The organism is Staphylococcus nepalensis (assembly GCF_002442935.1).
GTDB lineage: Bacteria > Bacillota > Bacilli > Staphylococcales > Staphylococcaceae > Staphylococcus > Staphylococcus nepalensis.
The window spans coordinates 63,069-83,485 of sequence record NZ_CP017466.1 but is presented as its reverse complement, the minus strand read 5'-3'; the positions used below and the strand labels follow the sequence as shown (position 1 = coordinate 83,485).

The 20,417-nt window shown below is 33.5% G+C and carries 22 protein-coding genes; 13 read left to right on the top strand and 9 right to left on the bottom strand.

The genetic code is table 11. The annotated features are described in order from the left end of the window. Positions 1–17: 17 nt before the first annotated feature. Positions 18–320, bottom strand: a complete 303-nt coding sequence (locus BJG89_RS00375; protein ID WP_096808006.1) for a hypothetical protein — start codon at positions 318–320, stop codon at positions 18–20. Between the two features lies 1 nt (position 321). Continuing rightward, complete coding sequence (locus BJG89_RS00370; RefSeq protein ID WP_096808005.1) at positions 322–741, bottom strand: hemerythrin domain-containing protein; 420 nt, start codon at positions 739–741, stop codon at positions 322–324. A 216-nt stretch (positions 742–957) separates the two neighbouring features. Here BJG89_RS00370 and BJG89_RS00365 point away from each other — a divergent pair, with 216 nt between their 5' ends. Together BJG89_RS00365 and BJG89_RS14540 are read left to right on the top strand one after the other, a co-directional pair. Beyond that, the gene (locus tag BJG89_RS00365) at positions 958–2,103 is read left to right on the top strand and encodes a globin domain-containing protein (protein ID WP_096808004.1); all 1,146 of its coding nucleotides are present in this window, start codon (positions 958–960) and stop codon (positions 2,101–2,103) included. Between the two features lie 15 nt (positions 2,104–2,118). After that, entirely contained in the window at positions 2,119–2,292 is a 174-nt protein-coding gene (locus tag BJG89_RS14540) for a hypothetical protein (RefSeq protein WP_096808003.1), read from the top strand. A 131-nt stretch (positions 2,293–2,423) separates the two neighbouring features. Here BJG89_RS14540 and BJG89_RS00355 read toward each other — a convergent pair whose 3' ends face one another. From BJG89_RS00355 to BJG89_RS00325, 6 genes are all read right to left on the bottom strand, one after another. Next, positions 2,424–2,978 carry a DUF488 domain-containing protein gene (locus tag BJG89_RS00355; RefSeq protein ID WP_096808002.1) on the bottom strand — a complete coding sequence of 185 codons (555 nt, stop codon included), beginning with the start codon at positions 2,976–2,978 and terminating at the stop codon, positions 2,424–2,426. A gap of 444 nt (positions 2,979–3,422) precedes the next feature. Further along, positions 3,423–4,550 (bottom strand): M20 family metallopeptidase, encoded by a 1,128-nt coding sequence (locus BJG89_RS00345; protein ID WP_096808001.1) that lies wholly within the window; start codon positions 4,548–4,550, stop codon positions 3,423–3,425. Positions 4,551–4,561: 11 nt separating this feature from the next. Then, a complete protein-coding gene (locus BJG89_RS00340; protein ID WP_096808000.1) occupies positions 4,562–5,383 on the bottom strand; it encodes a MurR/RpiR family transcriptional regulator in 822 nt (273 codons plus the stop codon). A gap of 10 nt (positions 5,384–5,393) precedes the next feature. Then, positions 5,394–6,281: a succinylglutamate desuccinylase/aspartoacylase family protein gene (locus BJG89_RS00335; protein WP_096807999.1), complete on the bottom strand. Its 888-nt coding sequence runs from the start codon at positions 6,279–6,281 to the stop codon at positions 5,394–5,396. Between the two features lie 32 nt (positions 6,282–6,313). After that, positions 6,314–7,696, bottom strand: a complete 1,383-nt coding sequence (locus BJG89_RS00330) for a YfcC family protein (RefSeq protein ID WP_096807998.1) — start codon at positions 7,694–7,696, stop codon at positions 6,314–6,316. A 354-nt stretch (positions 7,697–8,050) separates the two neighbouring features. Continuing rightward, positions 8,051–9,094 (bottom strand): ACP synthase, encoded by a 1,044-nt coding sequence (locus BJG89_RS00325; protein ID WP_096807997.1) that lies wholly within the window; start codon positions 9,092–9,094, stop codon positions 8,051–8,053. A gap of 137 nt (positions 9,095–9,231) precedes the next feature. On the opposite strand from BJG89_RS00325, the gene ssb reads away from it, so the two are divergent. From ssb to ccrB, 5 genes are all read left to right on the top strand, one after another. Continuing rightward, the gene (gene ssb / locus BJG89_RS00320; protein ID WP_096807996.1) at positions 9,232–9,477 is read left to right on the top strand and encodes a cassette chromosome ssDNA-binding protein; all 246 of its coding nucleotides are present in this window, start codon (positions 9,232–9,234) and stop codon (positions 9,475–9,477) included. Further along, on the top strand, positions 9,477–11,264 hold the full coding sequence (cch1, locus tag BJG89_RS00315; RefSeq protein WP_096807995.1) for a cassette chromosome replicative helicase: 1,788 nt from the start codon (positions 9,477–9,479) through the stop codon (positions 11,262–11,264). Before ssb ends, cch1 begins: the two co-directional genes overlap by 1 nt. 68 nt (positions 11,265–11,332) lie before the next feature. Next, positions 11,333–11,608 carry a recombinase family protein gene (locus tag BJG89_RS00310; RefSeq protein ID WP_096807994.1) on the top strand — a complete coding sequence of 92 codons (276 nt, stop codon included), beginning with the start codon at positions 11,333–11,335 and terminating at the stop codon, positions 11,606–11,608. A 191-nt stretch (positions 11,609–11,799) separates the two neighbouring features. Further along, complete coding sequence (gene ccrA, locus BJG89_RS00305; protein ID WP_096807993.1) at positions 11,800–13,149, top strand: cassette chromosome recombinase CcrA; 1,350 nt, start codon at positions 11,800–11,802, stop codon at positions 13,147–13,149. A gap of 21 nt (positions 13,150–13,170) precedes the next feature. Further along, positions 13,171–14,802, top strand: coding sequence for a cassette chromosome recombinase CcrB (ccrB, locus tag BJG89_RS00300; RefSeq protein WP_096807992.1), 1,632 nt, complete (start codon positions 13,171–13,173; stop codon positions 14,800–14,802). Positions 14,803–14,836: 34 nt separating this feature from the next. Here the strand turns inward: ccrB and BJG89_RS00295 are convergent, their stop codons facing one another. Then, entirely contained in the window at positions 14,837–15,124 is a 288-nt protein-coding gene (locus BJG89_RS00295; protein ID WP_232514191.1) for a hypothetical protein, read from the bottom strand. 556 nt (positions 15,125–15,680) lie between these two features. On the opposite strand from BJG89_RS00295, the gene BJG89_RS00290 reads away from it, so the two are divergent. The 6 genes from BJG89_RS00290 (at position 15,681) to BJG89_RS00265 (ending at position 20,410) form a co-directional block, all read left to right on the top strand. Continuing rightward, positions 15,681–16,019 carry an SAUGI family uracil-DNA glycosylase inhibitor gene (locus BJG89_RS00290; RefSeq protein ID WP_096807991.1) on the top strand — a complete coding sequence of 113 codons (339 nt, stop codon included), beginning with the start codon at positions 15,681–15,683 and terminating at the stop codon, positions 16,017–16,019. Between the two features lie 95 nt (positions 16,020–16,114). Beyond that, a complete protein-coding gene (locus BJG89_RS00285) occupies positions 16,115–16,426 on the top strand; it encodes a DUF960 family protein (protein WP_096807990.1) in 312 nt (103 codons plus the stop codon). A 14-nt stretch (positions 16,427–16,440) separates the two neighbouring features. Next, positions 16,441–16,944 carry a DUF1643 domain-containing protein gene (locus tag BJG89_RS00280; RefSeq protein WP_096807989.1) on the top strand — a complete coding sequence of 168 codons (504 nt, stop codon included), beginning with the start codon at positions 16,441–16,443 and terminating at the stop codon, positions 16,942–16,944. A 14-nt stretch (positions 16,945–16,958) separates the two neighbouring features. Then, positions 16,959–17,180, top strand: a complete 222-nt coding sequence (locus BJG89_RS00275; protein WP_037576854.1) for a hypothetical protein — start codon at positions 16,959–16,961, stop codon at positions 17,178–17,180. A gap of 142 nt (positions 17,181–17,322) precedes the next feature. Continuing rightward, positions 17,323–19,110, top strand: a complete 1,788-nt coding sequence (locus BJG89_RS00270; RefSeq protein ID WP_096807988.1) for a type I restriction-modification system subunit M — start codon at positions 17,323–17,325, stop codon at positions 19,108–19,110. Further along, the gene (locus BJG89_RS00265) at positions 19,100–20,410 is read left to right on the top strand and encodes a restriction endonuclease subunit S (protein ID WP_096807987.1); all 1,311 of its coding nucleotides are present in this window, start codon (positions 19,100–19,102) and stop codon (positions 20,408–20,410) included. Before BJG89_RS00270 ends, BJG89_RS00265 begins: the two co-directional genes overlap by 11 nt. Positions 20,411–20,417: the final 7 nt, after the last annotated feature.

Here is a 20,417-nt window from a genome sequence, read left to right as displayed (position 1 = left end):
ATCATCCCCCCTATTCATTATGGCATTATCATTTTGAAATATTCTGAAATAAATATTCGATGACATGCTGCTGTTGTATATTTAAAAAAATTCAATATATCATTATATGGCGCTTCAAGCGCTTGTTTCTTAAAATAACAACTTGTACCATGTTTAAATGTTTCGCCATAACGGACAGAAATTTCTAAATTATCCCCATCTACAATTGCAGTAGCATCAACGTCAAAAAAATGTATATTATTCTTTTCTAACTCATTCACCATTAAGTTATATATATCTTCATTAACAAATCTTAATGGTTTTTCCTTTTTCTGAATCATTTTATCCCTTCTCCTTACTTGCAACCCAAGCTTCTTCATCTTCATTGTGTAAATCATCCACTTCTATCATAGTATAAAATTTTACCAATACTTCATGATTCATTTCCTCATTTTTTAATGCTAACTTAATTTGTTTTGCTAATTTTCTTAATAAGTCATGGTCTCTTTGAAGTCTGTGCATAATTTTTATTTGAGAGGGATTATCTCCTGCTAATTCAGGGTATAATCCTTCTTCTTCAACATCGGCATGAGCAAGAACTCTTGCTTCCCAATGTTCTAATAAAACATATGCAATTTCTAAAGCTTTGTTTCTTTGATTCATCGTTTTTTTTAGCACTGCTGTAATCTCTCTAGCTTCATTTAAAGAAGCTTCATGAATAGAATTATGACTTTCGGACTTTTTCAAACTAGGACCTGCCATTTAACGTTCCCCCTATCATATATGCTTATATTATCTCCTTATAATGTAATGCTACACCTTATTGTTATTGTAAGCAACTCTATTCAAAACAAAATTTTACATGTTTGTTTTAAAAGTATGAAAATTGCTAAAATTTTCACAATTTAAGCCAATAGTTTATTGAATTGTATTTATTTTAGTGGTTCAATGGAATTAAAGAACAAAAGGAGGAATTTGATGCTTACGAAAGAAGAAAAAGATATTATTCAACAAACCGTACCTCTATTACAAGAAAAGGGTGTAGAAATTACTTCAATTTTTTATCCTAAAATGTTCAAAGCTCATCCTGAATTATTAAATATGTTTAATCAAACAAATCAAAAAAGAGGCATGCAATCATCGGCTTTAGCGCAAGCTGTTTTAGCTGGGGCTGCTAACATTGATAACTTAGATGCGATTAAACCTGTAATTATGCCTGTTGCTTATAAACACTGTGCTTTACAAGTTTATCCTGAACATTATCCCATTGTCGGTGAAAATTTAATCAAAGCAATACAAGATGTTACAGGATTAGAAGATAATGATCCTATCATCCAAACATGGGTTAAAGCTTATGGAGAGCTTGCAGATGCATTTATACAGATTGAAAAAAGCATATATGATCAAATGTTATGGATTGGCTTTAAACCTTTTAAAGTTTCTAAAATCAAACAAGAGTCTCAAGATGTTAAATCATTTACAATTGAATCTTCAGAGTATGATTTAAGCCAATTTAAACCTGGACAATATATTACTGTAGATCTTTCTAGTGAAAAACTACCTTATCGAGCTAAACGTCACTATTCAATTACTTCTGGTGATGAAAATCATTTAACTTTTGGTGTTAAACGGGATACAACTGACGAATACGAAGGAGAAGTTTCAACCATTTTACACGATGAAGTCAATGAAGGTGATATGATTAATTTGGCTGCACCTGTCGGTGGCTTTGTTTTAGAAGATACAAGTCATCCAAAACTATTCATAGGGTCTGGAATTGGAGTAACGCCTTTGGTAGCGATGTTTAATCAAGCCTCTTCAGAAGGCCTTGAATCACAAATGATACAGGTTGGAAGTGATGAGGCACACTTACCTTTTAAAGAAGATTTTGAAATGATTGCTCATAACAACGTTAGTGCAAAATTAGAGACACATCTAAAAAGTAAACATGGCTACTTCAATTCTGATAATCTAAAAAACTACTTAATAAATGACCCTGAAATTTATATCTGTGGTGGAACGAGCTTTTTACACTCCATTATAGATGCATTAAAAGCTCTAGATCATGATATGAACCACGTTCATTATGAAACATTTGTGCCGAGATTAAGTGTCGAAGTTTAAAGGGAGTTATCAAATATGAAAATCAATCAAAGATATATTAAAGTATTTGTGCTGTATTTAATAAGTAATTTAATTTCAAATATACTCGTTAAAAATAACAATTTAATTAAAGTAATGTCGCAAATATTTATAGGTTACACACTTTTTGCTTTAGGTTTAAAATATTTAAAAAAATTAAAAACAAACTAAATTTTTATAAATTTACCAATCAAGGTTAAGTATATTTATACTTAACCTTTTTATTATAGTTAATGATAGTTTAACATTTAAAAAATGGTAGCTTGCTTTGTTAATATTAAATTTGGATTATTTATATAAAATTACTCTGTTGTAGTTGGATATACAACTTCTCCGTCATATTCAATAATAGGTAAAGCTCCCCACTGCCCTAATTCATGCGGTATTAGCGCTACTTTATCATTATTATTTACAATAATATGAACGACTTTTTCATTATGCAACTCTAGCCAATTACTAATAATCAAACGATGACATCGTGAAGGATGACGTTCTGCACATAACAAAGCAACCATATGATTTTCTTTCTCTTTCATCAATATATTGATACCTTCTTTAAAATTTTTAGTCAAAGTATAATCTGCATAATTGTGAAATGATTGATTTTGCCACCCAGCATTCAAATTTTCTCCAACTATATTTGAACGTTTGCTTCTTCCACCTAGCAATGAAATGTGTTTGTATTTTACATTATGTTCTTTTAACCAAACAGAGAACTCATTTCGATTATACTGTGGATTGTTTTTACTATTTGGAAATGATCTCACATCAATAATTTTTGTTATCTTCGCTTGTTCTAACATCTTTAGAAATGTATCAAGCGTATAATTATAATGGCCTATCGTAAATATTGTCATTTTATTTTACCCTCCATGACTTATAAAATATAAGTATTTTTAAGAAGTATATATCATACAATATGATTTTTAGTTTTATTTGTGGTAGGGCTCTGCTTATCGGTTGTTGATGCGGTTTTTTGTAATTGATTTTTCGTACAGCTAGATAAAACGATATATTACTACTATAAATACTTTACGTCTAATATCAACTAGTAGCATAAATGCTTAATATATACAAAAAGCTCTATCAAGTTGTGGGACTTGATAGAGTATATTATTTGTTATCTTTTTACATAAAATTATTTATTGTTACTTTTGTAATTTCAATTACTATTCCATTTCATAAGATATTCATATTCTTGAGTTTCTGCTTCAAATTCCTTAGATCTTATTTCAAATTAATGTTTTATATAAAAACGAATCGCTCTTTCATTTTTCTCACATACATGTAATTTTAATATATTATAATTTCTCAATTAGTGTCGCAAGTAATGTTGTACGATTGACTACTTTTGACGTATTGATATGTTCATTACGTGCATGTGGGCCACCACCAACTCCACCTAAACCGTCTAAAGTTGGTGTACCTTGTGCTGCAATGAAGCTACCATCACTACCGCCACCTACTGCAACTTGTTCGAGATCAAAGCCAATCTCTGTTGCATATGTTTTAGCCTGTTGAAATAGCATTTCTGTTTCCTGTGTTTTTTCCATAACAGGACGCACTTCGCCACCATCGATATTAACTTTAATGTTATGATTGTGCGTTTCTATGTGATGAATGGCCTTGTCAATTTCTTCGCCCGCTTTGTGATTAGTCACACGCACATCTACTTTCATTTCAGCAAAATCAGGTCGCACGTTAATACCCGTACCACCAGTCAACTGACCTACGTTCACAGTTGTTCCCTTGTCATAATCCGTTAATCTCTCTAGTTGTAACGTAAAATATGCTGCTTCTAAAATAGCACTTTCTCCTGCTTCATGATCGTTACCAGCATGTGAACTTTTACCGTGAAATTGAATGGTATAACGATATATACCTTTACGAAAAGTTTTTAATGCGCCTTGTTCCCCAGTTGCTGCTTCAGCAACCATACCATATGTACTATGCCGCGCTTCTGCTTCGATATATGGTCGAGATGTTGGTGACGCGATACCTTCATGATCTCCATTAAAGATCGCTACGATTTTCTTATTAGGGGAGATATCATTTTCCTTTAAAGCTCTCAAAGCCCATAAATATTGAACAATGCCTGTTTTCATATCAATAATACCTGGGCCATAGATGACTTCACCATCTTCTTTTAGTGGTAAATCACCTTTATTCCATACAGTGTCAAAGTGACCGCTAAGTAAGATTTGTTCTTCACCTTCTCCGACTGTGAAACGAATATGATTACCCGTTTCGTGTTGTTCAATGGTTTCTGGTTCAATATTTAAATAGGATTTAATTTTATCTTTGATCCAACTACCAGCTTTATCCACTGCCACTTTATCTTTAGTTGGTGATTCTATTTTTACGAGTGCTTGAATATCTTCAATGATGTCTGCTTTATGCTCTGTTAAATATTGTTTTATATTACGCATCAAAACAACTCCTACTCTACTAAATTATTGGATTGATCATTTAACCGTTCTATTTGTTGAATACGTTGTTTAACTTCATCGTGATATGTTGTGCGGTATTGGTTGATTATGACATTTAAAAGACTAATCACCGGTGCTATTTCGTTATATCCACTAACATCTCGATTCGTTTTACCAAAAAATGTTATATCTGCTGATTTATAGATTGGCGATACTTGGGCATCAGTTATGGCAATAGTTTTTGCCCCCATCATCTTAGCTTGATTGAAAAAGTGCACAGTATCTTTATGATATCTAGGAAATGAAATAGCCAAAACGACATCATCTGATTGCATATCTAACAAATGTTTGTTCATATCATCTTTATCTACTACTTTCACCTGAGCTTTATAATTTGATAATACATAACTAAACCAATATGCCGAGGCATATGATGTATTATTTCCCAGGACATAAATCATCTTAGCTTCATGTAAATATTGTACCGTGGTTGCGATATCCGCATCATTCAATGTATTTGATATTTCTTGTATCAATTGCATATCTTTGGACATTGTATTCACATGCTGAACTTCTGACGTTTTATCAGTGCTTTCTGTATGGAACACATAATCACGCACATAATTTTGCATCTCTGTATACCCTGCAAATCCAATCGTATAAGCAAAACGAATAATTGTTGCTTCACTGACTTGTGTCTTTTTTTGCAGTTGGGCTAATGTCAAATAACTACTTTCGTTTAGGTTTCTCAAAATAAAACGTGCCACCTTCTTCTTACCAGGTGATAAACTATCAAAATGAGCCTCTATTAATGTAACAATATCTTGAGTCATAACGGCTTCCTTACCTTTCAGTATTATTTTCAGCTATACGCACCATTCGCTCACCTGCAAAACAATATCTTGAATAATTAATCGCAGCAATATAACCATCAAAAGGTGCTTGAATGCGTTTATTATCTAACATACCCAGTGTATCACCCTTTTTACAATGAGTACCAGAAGACATCATCGCTTTAAAAAAAGCATGTCGATCTGATTTAAGTGTTGTCATTTTTTTATGGAAGCAAACCGTTACGTCGTCATTAGCTGCTTCACTGTCATCATGTATCACACCTTTTTGAGACATAAATTGAAGTAAACGTGATTCACACAATGCTGCTGCTTCAAAATCAACCATGCCATCAGGCTGCCCGCCCTTTAATTCTACAAGTAGCGCTTGTTGCCCTCTTTTACATGCTTCCAAAAAGAGTTGACCAGCAGCACCTCCAGAATGTACGACGTTCGGTATACCTAAAGCTAACGCTAGAGGCTGTTGTTGCTCATATTCACTATACAATGACATGACATAATTCGAACCGTGTTGCCCACAGCAATGCAAATCTATTAAATAATCTGCACCTTCTGTAGACTGCCATAGCGCATGCGCCAATTGCATCGATTGCGAACCATCTTTATCTCCTGGAAAGATTCGATTTAAATCAAGTTGATCGTAAGGTGATGTTCTTGATCGATCGAAATATGCAGCTTTATTACAAACGGGTATTATTTTAACACTACCTGACGGCTCATGCTTATTAAAGTAGTCAATTAATTGTTCTGCTACGTATATTGCAGTTTGTTCTACGCCATGTATACCTGCAGTAATAACGATGGATGGGCCTTCACCTTTGCCAAAATTCCAAACATCATACGTAGACAAACTTGGACTTTGATAAGTAATTGATTCCATTTGCTAACAACTCCGTTTCTATATTTTTTCTATTAAGCTGGACCATAATTAATTAAGACTGCCACAATAACAAAGATAATAGCTAAAAAAGACCAAATGAATACTAAAGGTAACGCAAATTTAAACCATTTCGTGAAAGGGACACCACCGACTGCTAAGATAGCCATCAATGTTTCAGAAACAGGTGTAACCATGTTTGTAATACCATCACCCATTTTGAAAGCAATAACTGCTGTTTGACGTGTCACACCAAGCACATCTGATAATGGCGTCATTAAAGGCATAACTACTGCAGCTTGACCACTACCAGAAGGTATTAGTAAGTTAAAAATCACGTTGAATAAGAACATAGCAATTGCCCCCAACATCGGTGACAATTGACTTAATGGAACGAACAAAGCATGAACAACGGTGTCTAAAATTTGTCCATCTTCCATTAATATCGTAATAGAACGTGCAACACCAATGATTAATGCACCAAATAATATGTTTTTAGCACCACTCATAAAGGTATCTATAAATTCATTCGGTTTCTGCTTTGCTACAACTGCAGTTAAAATACCATCTATAATAAATAAGGCAGATAATTCATTAACACCCCATTCTAGTCGCAATGAACCATAAACAAATACTAATATTGTAGCGAAAAACAAGAAAATAATAATTTTATGTCTTGTTGTTAATGGTGGTCGTTCCTCTGGATTATCAGTCATTGACTTTGTAAACTTTTCTTTACCCATCAAACTTTTACTTGGATCTTTCGAAATTCTTTTAATGTACCAAATAATATAGGCTAACGTTATGATCATAAATACAATAAACATGATTATGCGCAACCCAACACCTGAGAATATCGGTAGTTTGGCAACGGACTGTGCAATACCTAAAGCAATGGGATCAAATAATGGTGCAACGGCACCTACGAAGTAACTCAGGTATACGATTGCTACACCAGCAATTGCATCTAATTTCAATTTTTGAGCTAAAATAACACCTAGTGGAATAAATGCAATCACTGCATTCGCACTTACACCAAATGCGTGTATCAATCCGAACGTAATACCAATAACGATAATAAGTGTGTATATATTACCACCTGTTTTATCGACCAATTTTTGTACTGCTGCGTTAAATGTACCCTGCTTTTCAATAACTGCAACGGATCCTCCCATAATTAATACTAAGAAGATTAAATCTGCCGTACTGATTAACCCTTTGGGTATAGCTTTAAAGAAATCTAAAATATTTAAAAATCCACTATCTATATATTTAAAACTTCCTGGAATTACTGCATCATTTGCCCCGCTCGTCTTAAAAGCCCCTGACGGAATAACAAATGTCAAAAGCCATACAATAAATAATAATACGAAGAGAATGACAAATGTATTTGGAACAGCAAATCTACTTTTTTTCATAATAAATGCATCTCCTTCTAATAGAAAGCGTTTTCAATTATCGATAAAAATTAAATACTTCACTATATTCATAAATGAAGTATTTGCTACATATTATCACATTATATGTTTAGTTACAAAGTAAAATTTAAGTGTTAATTGAATATAGGAGGTGCTGATGCTAAATTAAAATTTTTTTCCTTGTCATTAGACTAGACCATTGAACTGGAAGCCATATTATAACTTATCTGCATTCATTTACTTTTTCAACTTAACTTTAATTTGACTTTCACTCCTCATGATTATTCAATGCATATAATGGCTATATCATATATAAACTAGAAATACCATTTATATTCATTTTTTATAGCTAATTTATTTAAAATCTTCTACAGCTTCAAAAAACAAACTCACATTATATTCAATATTACTACATTTAGTTTTTTGTCTGGGACAATAATATTTTTTATAATTATTAATTTTAGCTCTCATCATATTTTTTTCAATAGATATTGGTGTTTTTATTAATGCTTTCATGGCACTTTGAAATCTAACTACTTGACCTTTCACATATTTATACCTTTGGACAGCTTGCTCTATCAACTTTCTTTTTTTATTATAATCCGTTTCGTTCTCACACTCATCTACTATACTCCTAATCAAACAAATCCTAACAGTTGGTAATTGTATATCTATAAGTAAAATTATCAAATACTCTTGAATGAATTTAATTATTCTCGACTTATATTTTGCAACAGATTTCTTTTGAGCAATTAGAGATTTCAGATATAAATCAATCAAATAAAATAGTTCATTAAAAAAAGCCCAGGCATACTCCATTTCTAATGCTACATAACTTATCAATTGATTAGGATAATTATAGTAATTAATTTCACTATGTAAATATTTCCAGTGCTGTTGTAAATTTATATAGGATAATTTTGGTCCCAATCGCACATATTCTTTGTCTTTTTTTGAAATAGTATAGATACTACCGAGCTTTGTACTTAATTTTTTTTGCGTCTTATTTAATTTAGATAATTCATCTGAAGTAATAGATGAATTATAGCTCCAAGCTGCATCTTCTTTCTTAATGGCTAATATTGATTTTAGCTGTTCCTCATTTAAAAACGGTTTAAGACTAAAGTTGTTATTTACACTGTTAATAAATGTAAATAAATTTAAATTGTTATAATTTTTGTTTATATATCTAAATTCTGCATCATCCAACAAGTAATCAAAATCACCTTTACAATATTTTTGCATGAATAATACCCTATCCACCATTTGATACTTATTTAAATCGTTTAAGCTTTTTATCAGCAACACATCTTCATATACTAGATATGACGTATCGTAGTTAATTATATCGATAAAATCATCGCTATAAATAATTACGTCTTCCAAAGTAGGTATCACTCACATACCCCTCCCTCCTATTTTTTGTTCCGCGGTAAATCTATTTCTTTCAATTAAGCTTATTATAGCAATCGATTGAATAGGTGTTAACTTGTTTAATCAGATTGACTCTTTAAAAGTTATTGGAGGAATTTAAAATGAAAAGTAATGCACAAAACTTTTTATACAGAGCATCTATTGCAGTTGCTTATCAATTTCCTGAGAATAAGTGTTTTCATTATAGCGATTTGCGTAAAAGCGTGAATCATATGTGCAATACGGCTGATCAGCAAGAAGCTGCAAGACGTTTTGCATACTGGGTTAAAAATGCTGATGTACCATTTGTTATAGTCGATCACACTTATCCTATCACATATAAAAAAGTGAAAGTTGGTAACAACTAATGACTGACAATATCTTCGAGCAATATCCATACTGGTTAGATTCAACTGCATGGTATGAACTTATTCGAGCAAAAAACAAAAATGACGAAGATAAGATAATTCGTTTATCTAGTCCAATCATCATAGAAAACAAATTTCTCGACCCTACTACAGGGGTTGAGAAATTGACTATCACGGATGGCAAAAATATTGAACGTATTGAAACGTCAGATATTCTAACGACACAAAAGTTACCTAGACTGGTTATGTTTGGGTTCAGCATCAATGAAAAGTACATTAAATCGCTAGGTAATGCACTACAATTAATGCGTCAATCACTGCCCATTTCTACATTGTATACAGGTGTAGGTGTCTTAAGTACTGATGAAGGTACTGTCATTTCATTAGATGAACCATATCTTTCAAAAGACATCGAGCAGTCTCAGGCTGATGAAATCATTTGTGAAACAAAGTATGACTTACAACCTAAAGGTACATTTGAAGGCTGGTGGCAAATGTATCTTGATGAAGTAAAAGGAAACTTGTTACTGGAGCTTGCTGTGATATTTGGTGTTTCTTCATTAGTGACTGCGTTCTTAAAAACAAAGCATGAAGTCGAATATTTTGGCACGGTATTTTCATTTATGGGGAACTCTAGTACGGGTAAATCGACTGCAGCGGCATTAGCAGTTTCAATAGCAGGTAATCCATCTAAAGGTGACCAAACATTATTCAGAGGTTGGAACGGCACCCGTAATGCAATTGAAGGATACTTAAGTAACAACTTTGGTGTTCCTATTGCCTTAGATGAATTATCAGCAGCTACCTTTAAAGATACAAATGGTTTACTTTATTCCCTAGCAGAGGGGCAAGGTCGTCTACGTGCTAATCGAGAAGGAAATGTAAAAAATCCTCACCACTTTGGATCTAGTGTGATTAGTACAGCAGAACACACAATATTCAAAGATGCTAGTGCAAATGACGGTCTGAGAGCAAGATGCATAGAAATTTCTGATGTCTTTACTACAAGTGCTGACAATGCAGACGCCATAAAAAAAGGAACATCGAAAAACTATGGACACGTAATGCCATTAGTAGCTGAATATCTTCTAAATCGTGAATCTGAAGTAATCAATTGGTTTCATTGTGAACACGATTGGTTCAAAACACAGCTTAACAATGAAACAAACAATGTAGGCATACGTATGTTTAAGCGCTACGCCACCATTACGACATCAGCAAGAATATTAGCACGTGTAATTGCGACACCCATAGATTTGGATGCAGTAAGAGAGTACCTAATTAATTATCACGCTGATTCCGTAAGTGAAAGGTCCCTGGGGGATAAGGCCATCGATGTAATTGTGCAGTTCGTCATGAGAAATCGTGGGAAATTTGCTGAAAATGGAAAACTCTCAACAATGATTGAAAATTATGGCCTTATTGAGCTGAAAGACGACCACATTCAAGTCAAAATGCTTAAAGATGTTTTTAAACATATGCTGGAAGAGTATCAGTTCCAAGATGTGCAAAATGTCGTCAATGCTCTACGAGATAAAGGACATATTCAATCCGACCGAGGTCGTCAGACAACAAAGCGTAGTATCAAAAATACTCAAGGTAAAACAAAATCGATTGTATTCTATCATCTTATATTGGATAAAGAACTTGCACCTATTTTTGGCTTAAGTTCCAATACAGAAACTTTCACACCACCGCAATTTGATATTAATACAAATCCAGATTTGCTTAATAATTTTATTAAACAAGCGAAAGAAAAAGAAGCAAGTGACGATTTGGAACTATAAATTTGAATATTATACCGCTACAACGCGCTATGCGTTGTAGCTCATTAAATCAACCGGAGGAATTAACTATGAATGTAATTGTATTAGCACATAATATTACAGATGAAAGAGAAGCCTACTTAGACGAACCTATTGATACTGTAAGAACATATTGTAAAAAACATGGTTATAAAATCACAAAAGATTATAACGACGATAACCAATTAATAAATGATATTAAACTGAAGCACGTCAAACCTAAACGTATTGTCTTTTGGGGCATTTATGAAGATTATCCTGAATTGGTCAGACTCTGCTCAACACGAGGTATCGAACTCATTACAACGTTTCCAATGTTGGAATAACACTTTTACTACTATCAAAGTCAATTGGGAGGAAGAATATGGACGAATTAATCACATTACTCGCTGATTTAGTGATTGAAGAAATCAATCACGCTGATGACTAATAATAACGCCCAATACCTGATTGGTGTTGGGCTTATGTGTAAATTCATTCATAAATATATATTATCCCTTTGAAAGGAGGAAACAGGATGAAACAAGCAATGGGTTACTTACGTCAAAGTACAACAAAACAACAATCACTTCCGGCACAGAAACAAGCCATCAAGACATTAGCTGAAAAACACAATATTCGACACATCACATTTTATAGCGATAAGCAATCAGGACGCACTGATAAGCGAAACGGTTACCAACAAATTACTGAACTGATTCAACAAGGACAATGTGACGTACTATGTTGCTATCGTCTGAATCGACTTCATCGTAATCTAAAAAATGCATTAAAACTCATGAAATTGTGTCAAAAATACCATGTCCATATCTTAAGCGTTCATGATGGCTATTTTGATATGGATAAAGCATTCGATCGGCTCAAACTCAATATTTTCATCAGCTTGGCCGAATTAGAATCTGATAATATTGGCGAACAAGTAAACAACGGGATAAAAGAAAAAGCGCGTCAGGGTAAATTGATAACTACACACGCCCCCTTTGGTTACCACTACAAACGTGATACATTCACGATAAATAAGAATGAATCACCAACGGTAATTGCCGTATTCAATTACTATCTTCAAGGTAATGGCTATAAAAAAATTACACAGTTCTTAGAAGAAGATAACAAACTACTCAACCGGAAACCTTATCAAGTACGTAATATTATTATGAATCCCAATTACTGTGGTCGTGTTATCAATAAATATGGACAATATGACAACATATTTCCGTCTATTGTTTCTACAAATATGTACGAACAAGCGCAAGCTCTACGATCGCAAAAACAAATCAAACGAACACCTTCAGACAATCAACTCAAACAAAAAATCAAATGCCCCTACTGTGGATCTAAACTTACCAATATGACCATTAGAAAAGGGACGCATTCATTACGTTACTATGTCTGCCCAAGAAATATGAATGAATCACGTTTTGTTTGTGACTTCAAAGGCATCAATGCACAAGAATTAGAAACAAGTGTTTTAACGACTTGTCAGGACTTCTTTCAGAACCAACAGCTATACTCAAAAATCAACCAATCAATTCAAAAACAACTCAAAAACCAAAGAGACATAGAAACCAAAAATACACTAAACCATGAACAGCTGATAGAAAAATTAGCCAAAGGCAAAATTGATGCAGAAACGTTCAGAGAACAAACGCAATTATTACGTCAACAATCTAAACCTATATCGTCAATCAATGCATTTCAAATTAAAAGGACTTTTCAAAACGTCATTAAACAACGTTTCACGTTAAACATGTTATACCCTTATATTGATGAAATTCATATCACAAAAAAGAAAATACTTGTTGGCATTTATTTCAAAAATGAACCTTTAAACATAATCAATCAAACTACGCAATCATCGATTGCTTAATAGATGAAAGGATGAAAAAATATGAATGAAATGAAGAAGAAAAGAATCGGAGCGTACATTCGCGTGTCCACAGAGAGACAAGTGGAAGGTTATAGTGTAGATGGGCAAATTACACAAATAGAGCAATTTTGCCAATTTAATGGTTATGACCTCGTTGATATATACGCAGATCGAGGTATTTCTGGAAAATCTATGAACCGCCCTGCACTACAGCGCATGTTACAAGACGCAAAAAATGGAAAGTTAGACTGTGTGATTGTTTATAAAATAAATCGTTTAGCACGTAATACTTCCAACCTACTAACAATAGTCGAAGAACTACATCGCCAAAATGTTGAATTTTTTAGCCTGTCTGAACGCATGGAAGTCAAAAATTCGACCGGCAAACTATTATTAAATATACTTGCAAGTTTCTCCGAATTTGAAAGAAATACAATTTTAGAGAATATTTACACCGGCCAACATCAAAGAGCTTTAGAGGGCTATTATCAAGGAAATCTTCCATTAGGATATAATAACATACCTGATAATAAAAAAGAATTAATTATTAATCAACATGAAGCTAACATCGTTAAATATATCTTTGAATCTTATGCCAAAGGTCATGGTTATCGTAAAATAGCCAATGCACTCAATCATAAAGGTTATGTCACTAAGAAAGGTAATCCATTTAGTATTTCAGCTGTTACTTATATTCTCTCAAACCCATTCTATATTGGTAAAATTCAATTCGCGAAATACAAAGATTGGAATGATAAACGACGTAAAGGCTTGAATGATAATCCAGTGATCGCTGAAGGCAAACACACACCTATTATTAGTCAAGATTTATGGGATAAAGTACAAGCACGTAAGAAGCAAGTAAGCAAAAAGCCACAAGTTCATGGAAAAGGGACAAACCTCTTAACAGGGATTCTGCATTGTCCAAACCCACAATGTAACGCACCCATGGCTGCCAGCAATACCACCAACACACTTAAAGATGGTACAAAGAAACGTATTCGCTACTATTCGTGTAGTAACTTTCGCAACAAAGGATCAAAGGTATGTTCGGCCAATAGTGTTAGAGCCGATGTCATTGAAAAATATGTTATGGATCAGATACTGGAAATTGTCAAAAGTGATAAAGTTCTCAAACAAGTTGTCGAACGTGTTAATCAAGAAAATCAAGTCGATGTAGCTGCACTTAACCATGATATTGCTTATAAACAACAACAATTTGATGAAATAAACATTAAACTAAAAAATCTAATTCAAACCATCGAAGACAATCCAGACTTAACATCTGCACTCAAACCAACCATTCATCAATATGAAACACAACTCAATGACATTACAAACCAAATGAATCAACTCAAGCAGCAACAAAACCAAGAAAAACCATCTTACGATACGAAGCAAATCGCTGCTTTATTACAACGAATATTTCAAAATATAGAATCCATGGATAAATCGCAACTCAAGGCATTATACCTTACGGTCATTGATTGTATCGATATTCGTAAAGATGAGAGTCATAAAAAGCAATTCTTTGTCACACTCAAGCTCAATAATGAAATTATTAAACAACTTTTCAATAATAACTCGCTCGACGAAGTGCTCCTCAGCACTTCGTCTTTGTTTTTGCCTCAAACACTTTACCTTACAATTTAATAAAAAAGCAAGATGCATTTATGCACCTTGCCTATCACTTATCTTCATCATATTCAAATGGAAACCTATTTGGATCTTCCATAAAACGCTTTCTCTTTTCCTCGAATTCATGGATATCTTCTTCATCTGCAACAGCATCATCATAATTCAACCCTAGATCATTCAAAGCTTTTTCAAAACTTACATCTTCTATCTGCATATGAGACCAAACTTTATCGGTAATGTATATTCCATCATGCAAATGATAACCATCAATAGAACCATTCATTTCATACTTCAAGTCATCATCTGAATAATGGCCATAGTTATTAAAATTTACCACTAGCTTCAACTCCTTTGACTTTCACTTTATATTACACTAAAGGTTAAAGTTAGTCAAAGTAAAATCGGTATGTATTTCAATTAATTTTTCCTTTGTCCTTTCGTCATTCAATAACACCTATCTAACAAATATCTTCAACACGCTAACTACTCATAACTCAATGTGAAGCTTATATTGATATGACGAAAGAACATCCCAAAACAAAATATAAGTGGGATAGTAACGGGATTGGCTAACTTCATGTAGGAGAAGGATTACGCAAGCGTAATCCCGAAATCCCATTATTATTTATAAATAAATAATATAAAAAGAAAAAAGTAAATCATAACCACACCTATTAATCCAAATGATATATAAATATATAGCTATATTTCCCGAGAATTGAGCGGGATAACGGGATTTCCTTATCATATCAACAATTGTGACGACTTTCGATTGGGATCTTTTCTATATTTCAGTGGGATTTCTAGGCGAAACAAATGGTATTTCAAACTTATATTATCAAAATGATGTATCACATGCATACATCCATCAAACACATTAGGAGGTCATAATGATGAGACTAGAACAACAACTCAAGCACTATATAACCAACTTATTCAAACTGCCAAAAGATGAAAAGTGGGAATGTGAATCTATCGAGGAAATCGCTGATGATATCTTACCTGACCAATATGTAAGGCTTGGGCCACTCAGTAATAAAACACTTCAAACTTACACCTACTACTCTGATACACTTCACGAAAGTAATATCTACCCTTTCATTCTCTACTATCAGAAACAGCTCATAGCCATTGGTTATATTGATGAAAACCACGATATGGATTTCTTATATCTACACAACACGGTCATGCCCCTTTTGGATCAACGATACTTACTAACAGGAGGACAATAATATGTATAAATATATCAAAATTACACAACTCGTCATTACAGTTCTAAGTGAAATCATTACTTGGATGAAAGAAGCAGAACGAAAGGAAAACGCTTATGAATAGATATATCACTCGTGGTATCGATAACAACTTACCTATCACCTTACAACATCAATTATGGCAACTTGTAGCTCAACGTGAAAACGAACAGTCTAAGGAACTAGAAGCAATAGATTACTTTCATATTTTCCAGTTCAACATGCACAATGATCGACTATATATCAAACACAAGCAAGAACGACCAACATATGTGAAAACTCATAAGTCAAATGTCAAACATCCTATCAATATCAATAGGGTCTATATCATTCGTGAAGATGATATAGACCTTTCTTATTATGTCATGCTTTTACCCGAAGAATACTAAAGGAAGTGAATACTATGAATACAATCAAAAGCACCATACACACAGAAGCAATTTTTAGCGACGATGAAAAACATCGTTACTTACTCAAAAAGACTTGGGATAAAAACAAACCCGCATGTACAGTGATAACGATGTATCCTCATTTAGATGGCGTATTATCACTCGATCTTACAACAGTTCTTATCCTCAACCAATTAGCAAATTCTGAACAATATGGCGGTGTATATCTTGTAAATCTATTCTCTAATATCAAAACACCTGAAAATCTTAAGCATATCAAAGAGCCATACGATGAGCACACAAACATTCACTTGATGAAAGCGATAAGTGAAAGTGACACAGTGATTCTAGCTTATGGTGCCTATGCGAAGCGGTCAGTTGTTGTAGAACGTGTTGAACAAGTAATGGAAATGTTAAAACCTCATAAAAAGAAAGTCAAAAAGCTCACTAATCCAGTAACGAATGAAATCATGCATCCACTTAACCCTAAAGCACGTCAAAAATGGACGTTGAAATAAAAGGAGGATCATCTATGAACCATGATACTACACAATCAGATTGGCATAGGGTTGCTAATTGTTTAGCATCACATGATTACGTTTCAATAGTAAAAGGACTAGTACATCACTTCACAGCAATTGAAGAGGAGGAAATACTTGATAAAATCTATGACGATTTTATGAATGATGACTCTATAACAACGGTACTTAACAATGATTTACAGATAATTATTAATCATTACCTATCAAAATGAACATTATATTACTTACAATAAAAATAGAGCATCCTTCACTTTACGGTGAGAGATGCTCTTATTACTGTTTTTTTTATTTTAATCTCTGATAATATAGAAGTAGAGAACTTCAACTTTTTATCTACTAAAGGAGATATACATAATGAATGAATATAAAAGACACCACCAAACATCAATCAACGTCCAAAAACAAGCCAACCTTATTTGGAACGTTGCAGACATTTTAAGAGGATTATATAAACCCCATGAGTATGGGAAGGTCATCTTACCAATGACAGTCATTAAGCGTCTTCACGATACGTTATTAAAAACGCGAGACGAGGTTCTTAAGACCGCAGAAAATACTCAATCAATGAATAACGTGATGCGAGAACACCTTTTGAAGAACGCTTCAGGTTATTCATTTTATAATACAAGCTTATATACTTTTGAAACATTACTCGCAGACCCAGCAAATATTGAATCAAACTTTAGAGCTTATCTCAATGGTTTCTCTGAAAATATGCAAGATATTCTCGATAACTTTAAGTTCGACGTTGAAATTACGACAATGGCAGATAATGATGCGCTATTTTATGTGATTCAAGAATTTAACAAAGCAGATGCATATCTAGGTCCGGACAAGATGACAAGCACAGATATGGGATACGTGTTCGAGGAGCTTGTACGAAAATTTTCGGAAAGCTATAACGAGGAAGCAGGAGCACACTTCACGAGCCGAGATATCATTTATCTCATGACTGATTTATTGCTTATCGAAGATAAAGATACTTTCTTTAAAGAACATGTTTTCAAAACTGTTTACGACCAAACAATGGGAACTTCTCAAATGCTCTCAGCAATGACAGAACGTATTCACGATATGAATGATACTGCAGAGGTAGCTACATTTGGTCAAGAGCTAAACCCTGAAACTTATGCAATTGCGAAAGCAGATACAATGATTCGTGGTGGAGATCCTGAAAACATGGCACTTGGAAGTACATTAACGAGCGACCAGTTTGAAGGATTTACATTTGATTACTGTATCTCCAACCCACCATTTGGTGTCGATTGGAAAAAGGACCAAAAAGCAGTAAAAGTAGAACACGAACTTGGTGAACTCGGTCGTTTTGGAGTTGGATTGCCTCGAGTTAGTGACGGACAGTTGCTGTTTCAACTCAATGGTATTTCAAAGTTAAAGGAAACAGGACGCATGGCAATTATTCACAACGGTTCTGCCTTGTTTTCTGGAAATCCTGGTGGAGGCGAGAGTTTAATTCGTAAGTACGTAATTGAGAATGATTGGTTAGAGGGCATAATCCAACTTCCTAACGACTTATTCTACAATACAGGAATTTCAACATATATTTGGATTATTACTAAAGATAAATCTCCAGAACGTCAAGGGAAAGTACAACTCGTTGATGCGTCCAATATGTATGAAAAACGCCATAAGAATATTGGTGAAAAACGCGTAGATATTTCTGAAGCATGTCGAGAAATGATTGTGCAAGCTTATGGAGAATTTGATAATAAAGAATATTATCTAGGAGACAGAACAGTAGAGTCAAAAATATTTGATAATGAATCATTTGGTTTTACTCAAGTCACTATTGAACGGCCTCAACGAGACGAAAACGGAGATATCGTTTATAAGAAGAATGGAAGCAAAAATGTAGACACGAACCTTAGAGATACAGAAGATATTCCTCTAACAGAAGATATAAATGAATATTTTGAACGTGAGGTATTGCCGTTTAGTTCAGACGCATGGGTGGATCGTAAAAAAGATAAGGTTGGCTATGAAATTCCCTTCACGCGACTTTTCTATAAGTACACAGCACCAGAGCCATCAGAAGTCATTGCTGAACGCATCAAAAAATTAGAGGAATCAATTGTCGCAAACTTCCAAGCACTATCAGGGAAGGATGTGGAAAATGTTGACTAGGAAAATGAAGGATAGCGAAATTAAGTGGATTGGGGAAATACCAGAGGATTGGGAAATTAGAAAGCTAAAGTATACACTTGAAGAAAGAAACGAAAAGAATAATCCAATAATTACTGATAATATTTTATCATTATCAGTCGAAAGAGGAATCTTTCCTTATGCAGAAAAGACTGGTGGCGGAAATAAATCCAAGTCGGATCTAACAGCCTATAAAGTAGCTCATCCAAATGATATTGTAATTAACAGTATGAATATATTAGCGGGTGCAGTAGGACTATCTCGATACACGGGTGTTGTTAGTCCCGTGTATTATACGTTATACACAACTTCGGAAGAAATTAATATAACTTATTACTATTATTTATTTCGAACAAGAGAGTTCCAACGAAGTCTTTTAGGTTTAGGCAATGGAATAATGATGAGAGAGTCATCTACAGGTAAATTGAATACAATTAGAATGAGAATACCTATGGATAAATTAGCTGGTTTATTTCTTCCCCTACCTCCTAGGAGAGTTCAAGACTTAATTGTCAAGAGTTTAGCAAAAGACATAAAAGTTGTAAATAAATTAATAAATCAGACCGAACAATCCATCAAAGAACTAAAAAATTACAAACAATCACTCATCACAGAATCGGTGACAAAAGGCATAGACCCGAATGTGGAAATGAAAGATAGTGGTATTGAGTGGGTTCGTGATGTTCCAAAAAATTGGGAAGTTAAACCTATAAAATATTCTGTAAATGAAAGAAAAGAACAATTGAATTCTCAAATGAATCCTTACGATGAGATAAATTATGTTGATATTAGTTCGGTTTCCTATGCAAAAGGAGTGGAAAAAATAGAGTCTCTTAAATTCAAAGATGCTCCTTCAAGAGCAAGAAAAATCGTTTATCATAATGATATTATCATTTCTACAGTTCGAACTTACCTAAAAAGCATTGATAGAATAAATTATAATATTCCTTTAATTGTTTCTACAGGTTTTTGTGTTTTAAAACCTAGAAATCATATCTCAGCTAATTTTTTAGAATATGCAATTAAATCAGATTACTTCACTAATCAAGTTGAACAATTTTCAACAGGTATTGCTTATCCTTCAATTACTAGTCGAGCTTTATTGTCACTAAATTTTATAGAACCACCTTTAAATGAACAACAAGAAATCTTCAAATATCTAAATGATAAAGTTGATACTATCGATAGACTTATTGAAGATAAAACAAAAGTCGTTGAAGAATTAGAGAATTATAAGAATTCATTAATTTACGAATATGTTACAGGTAAAAAAGAAGTGTAAGGAGTGA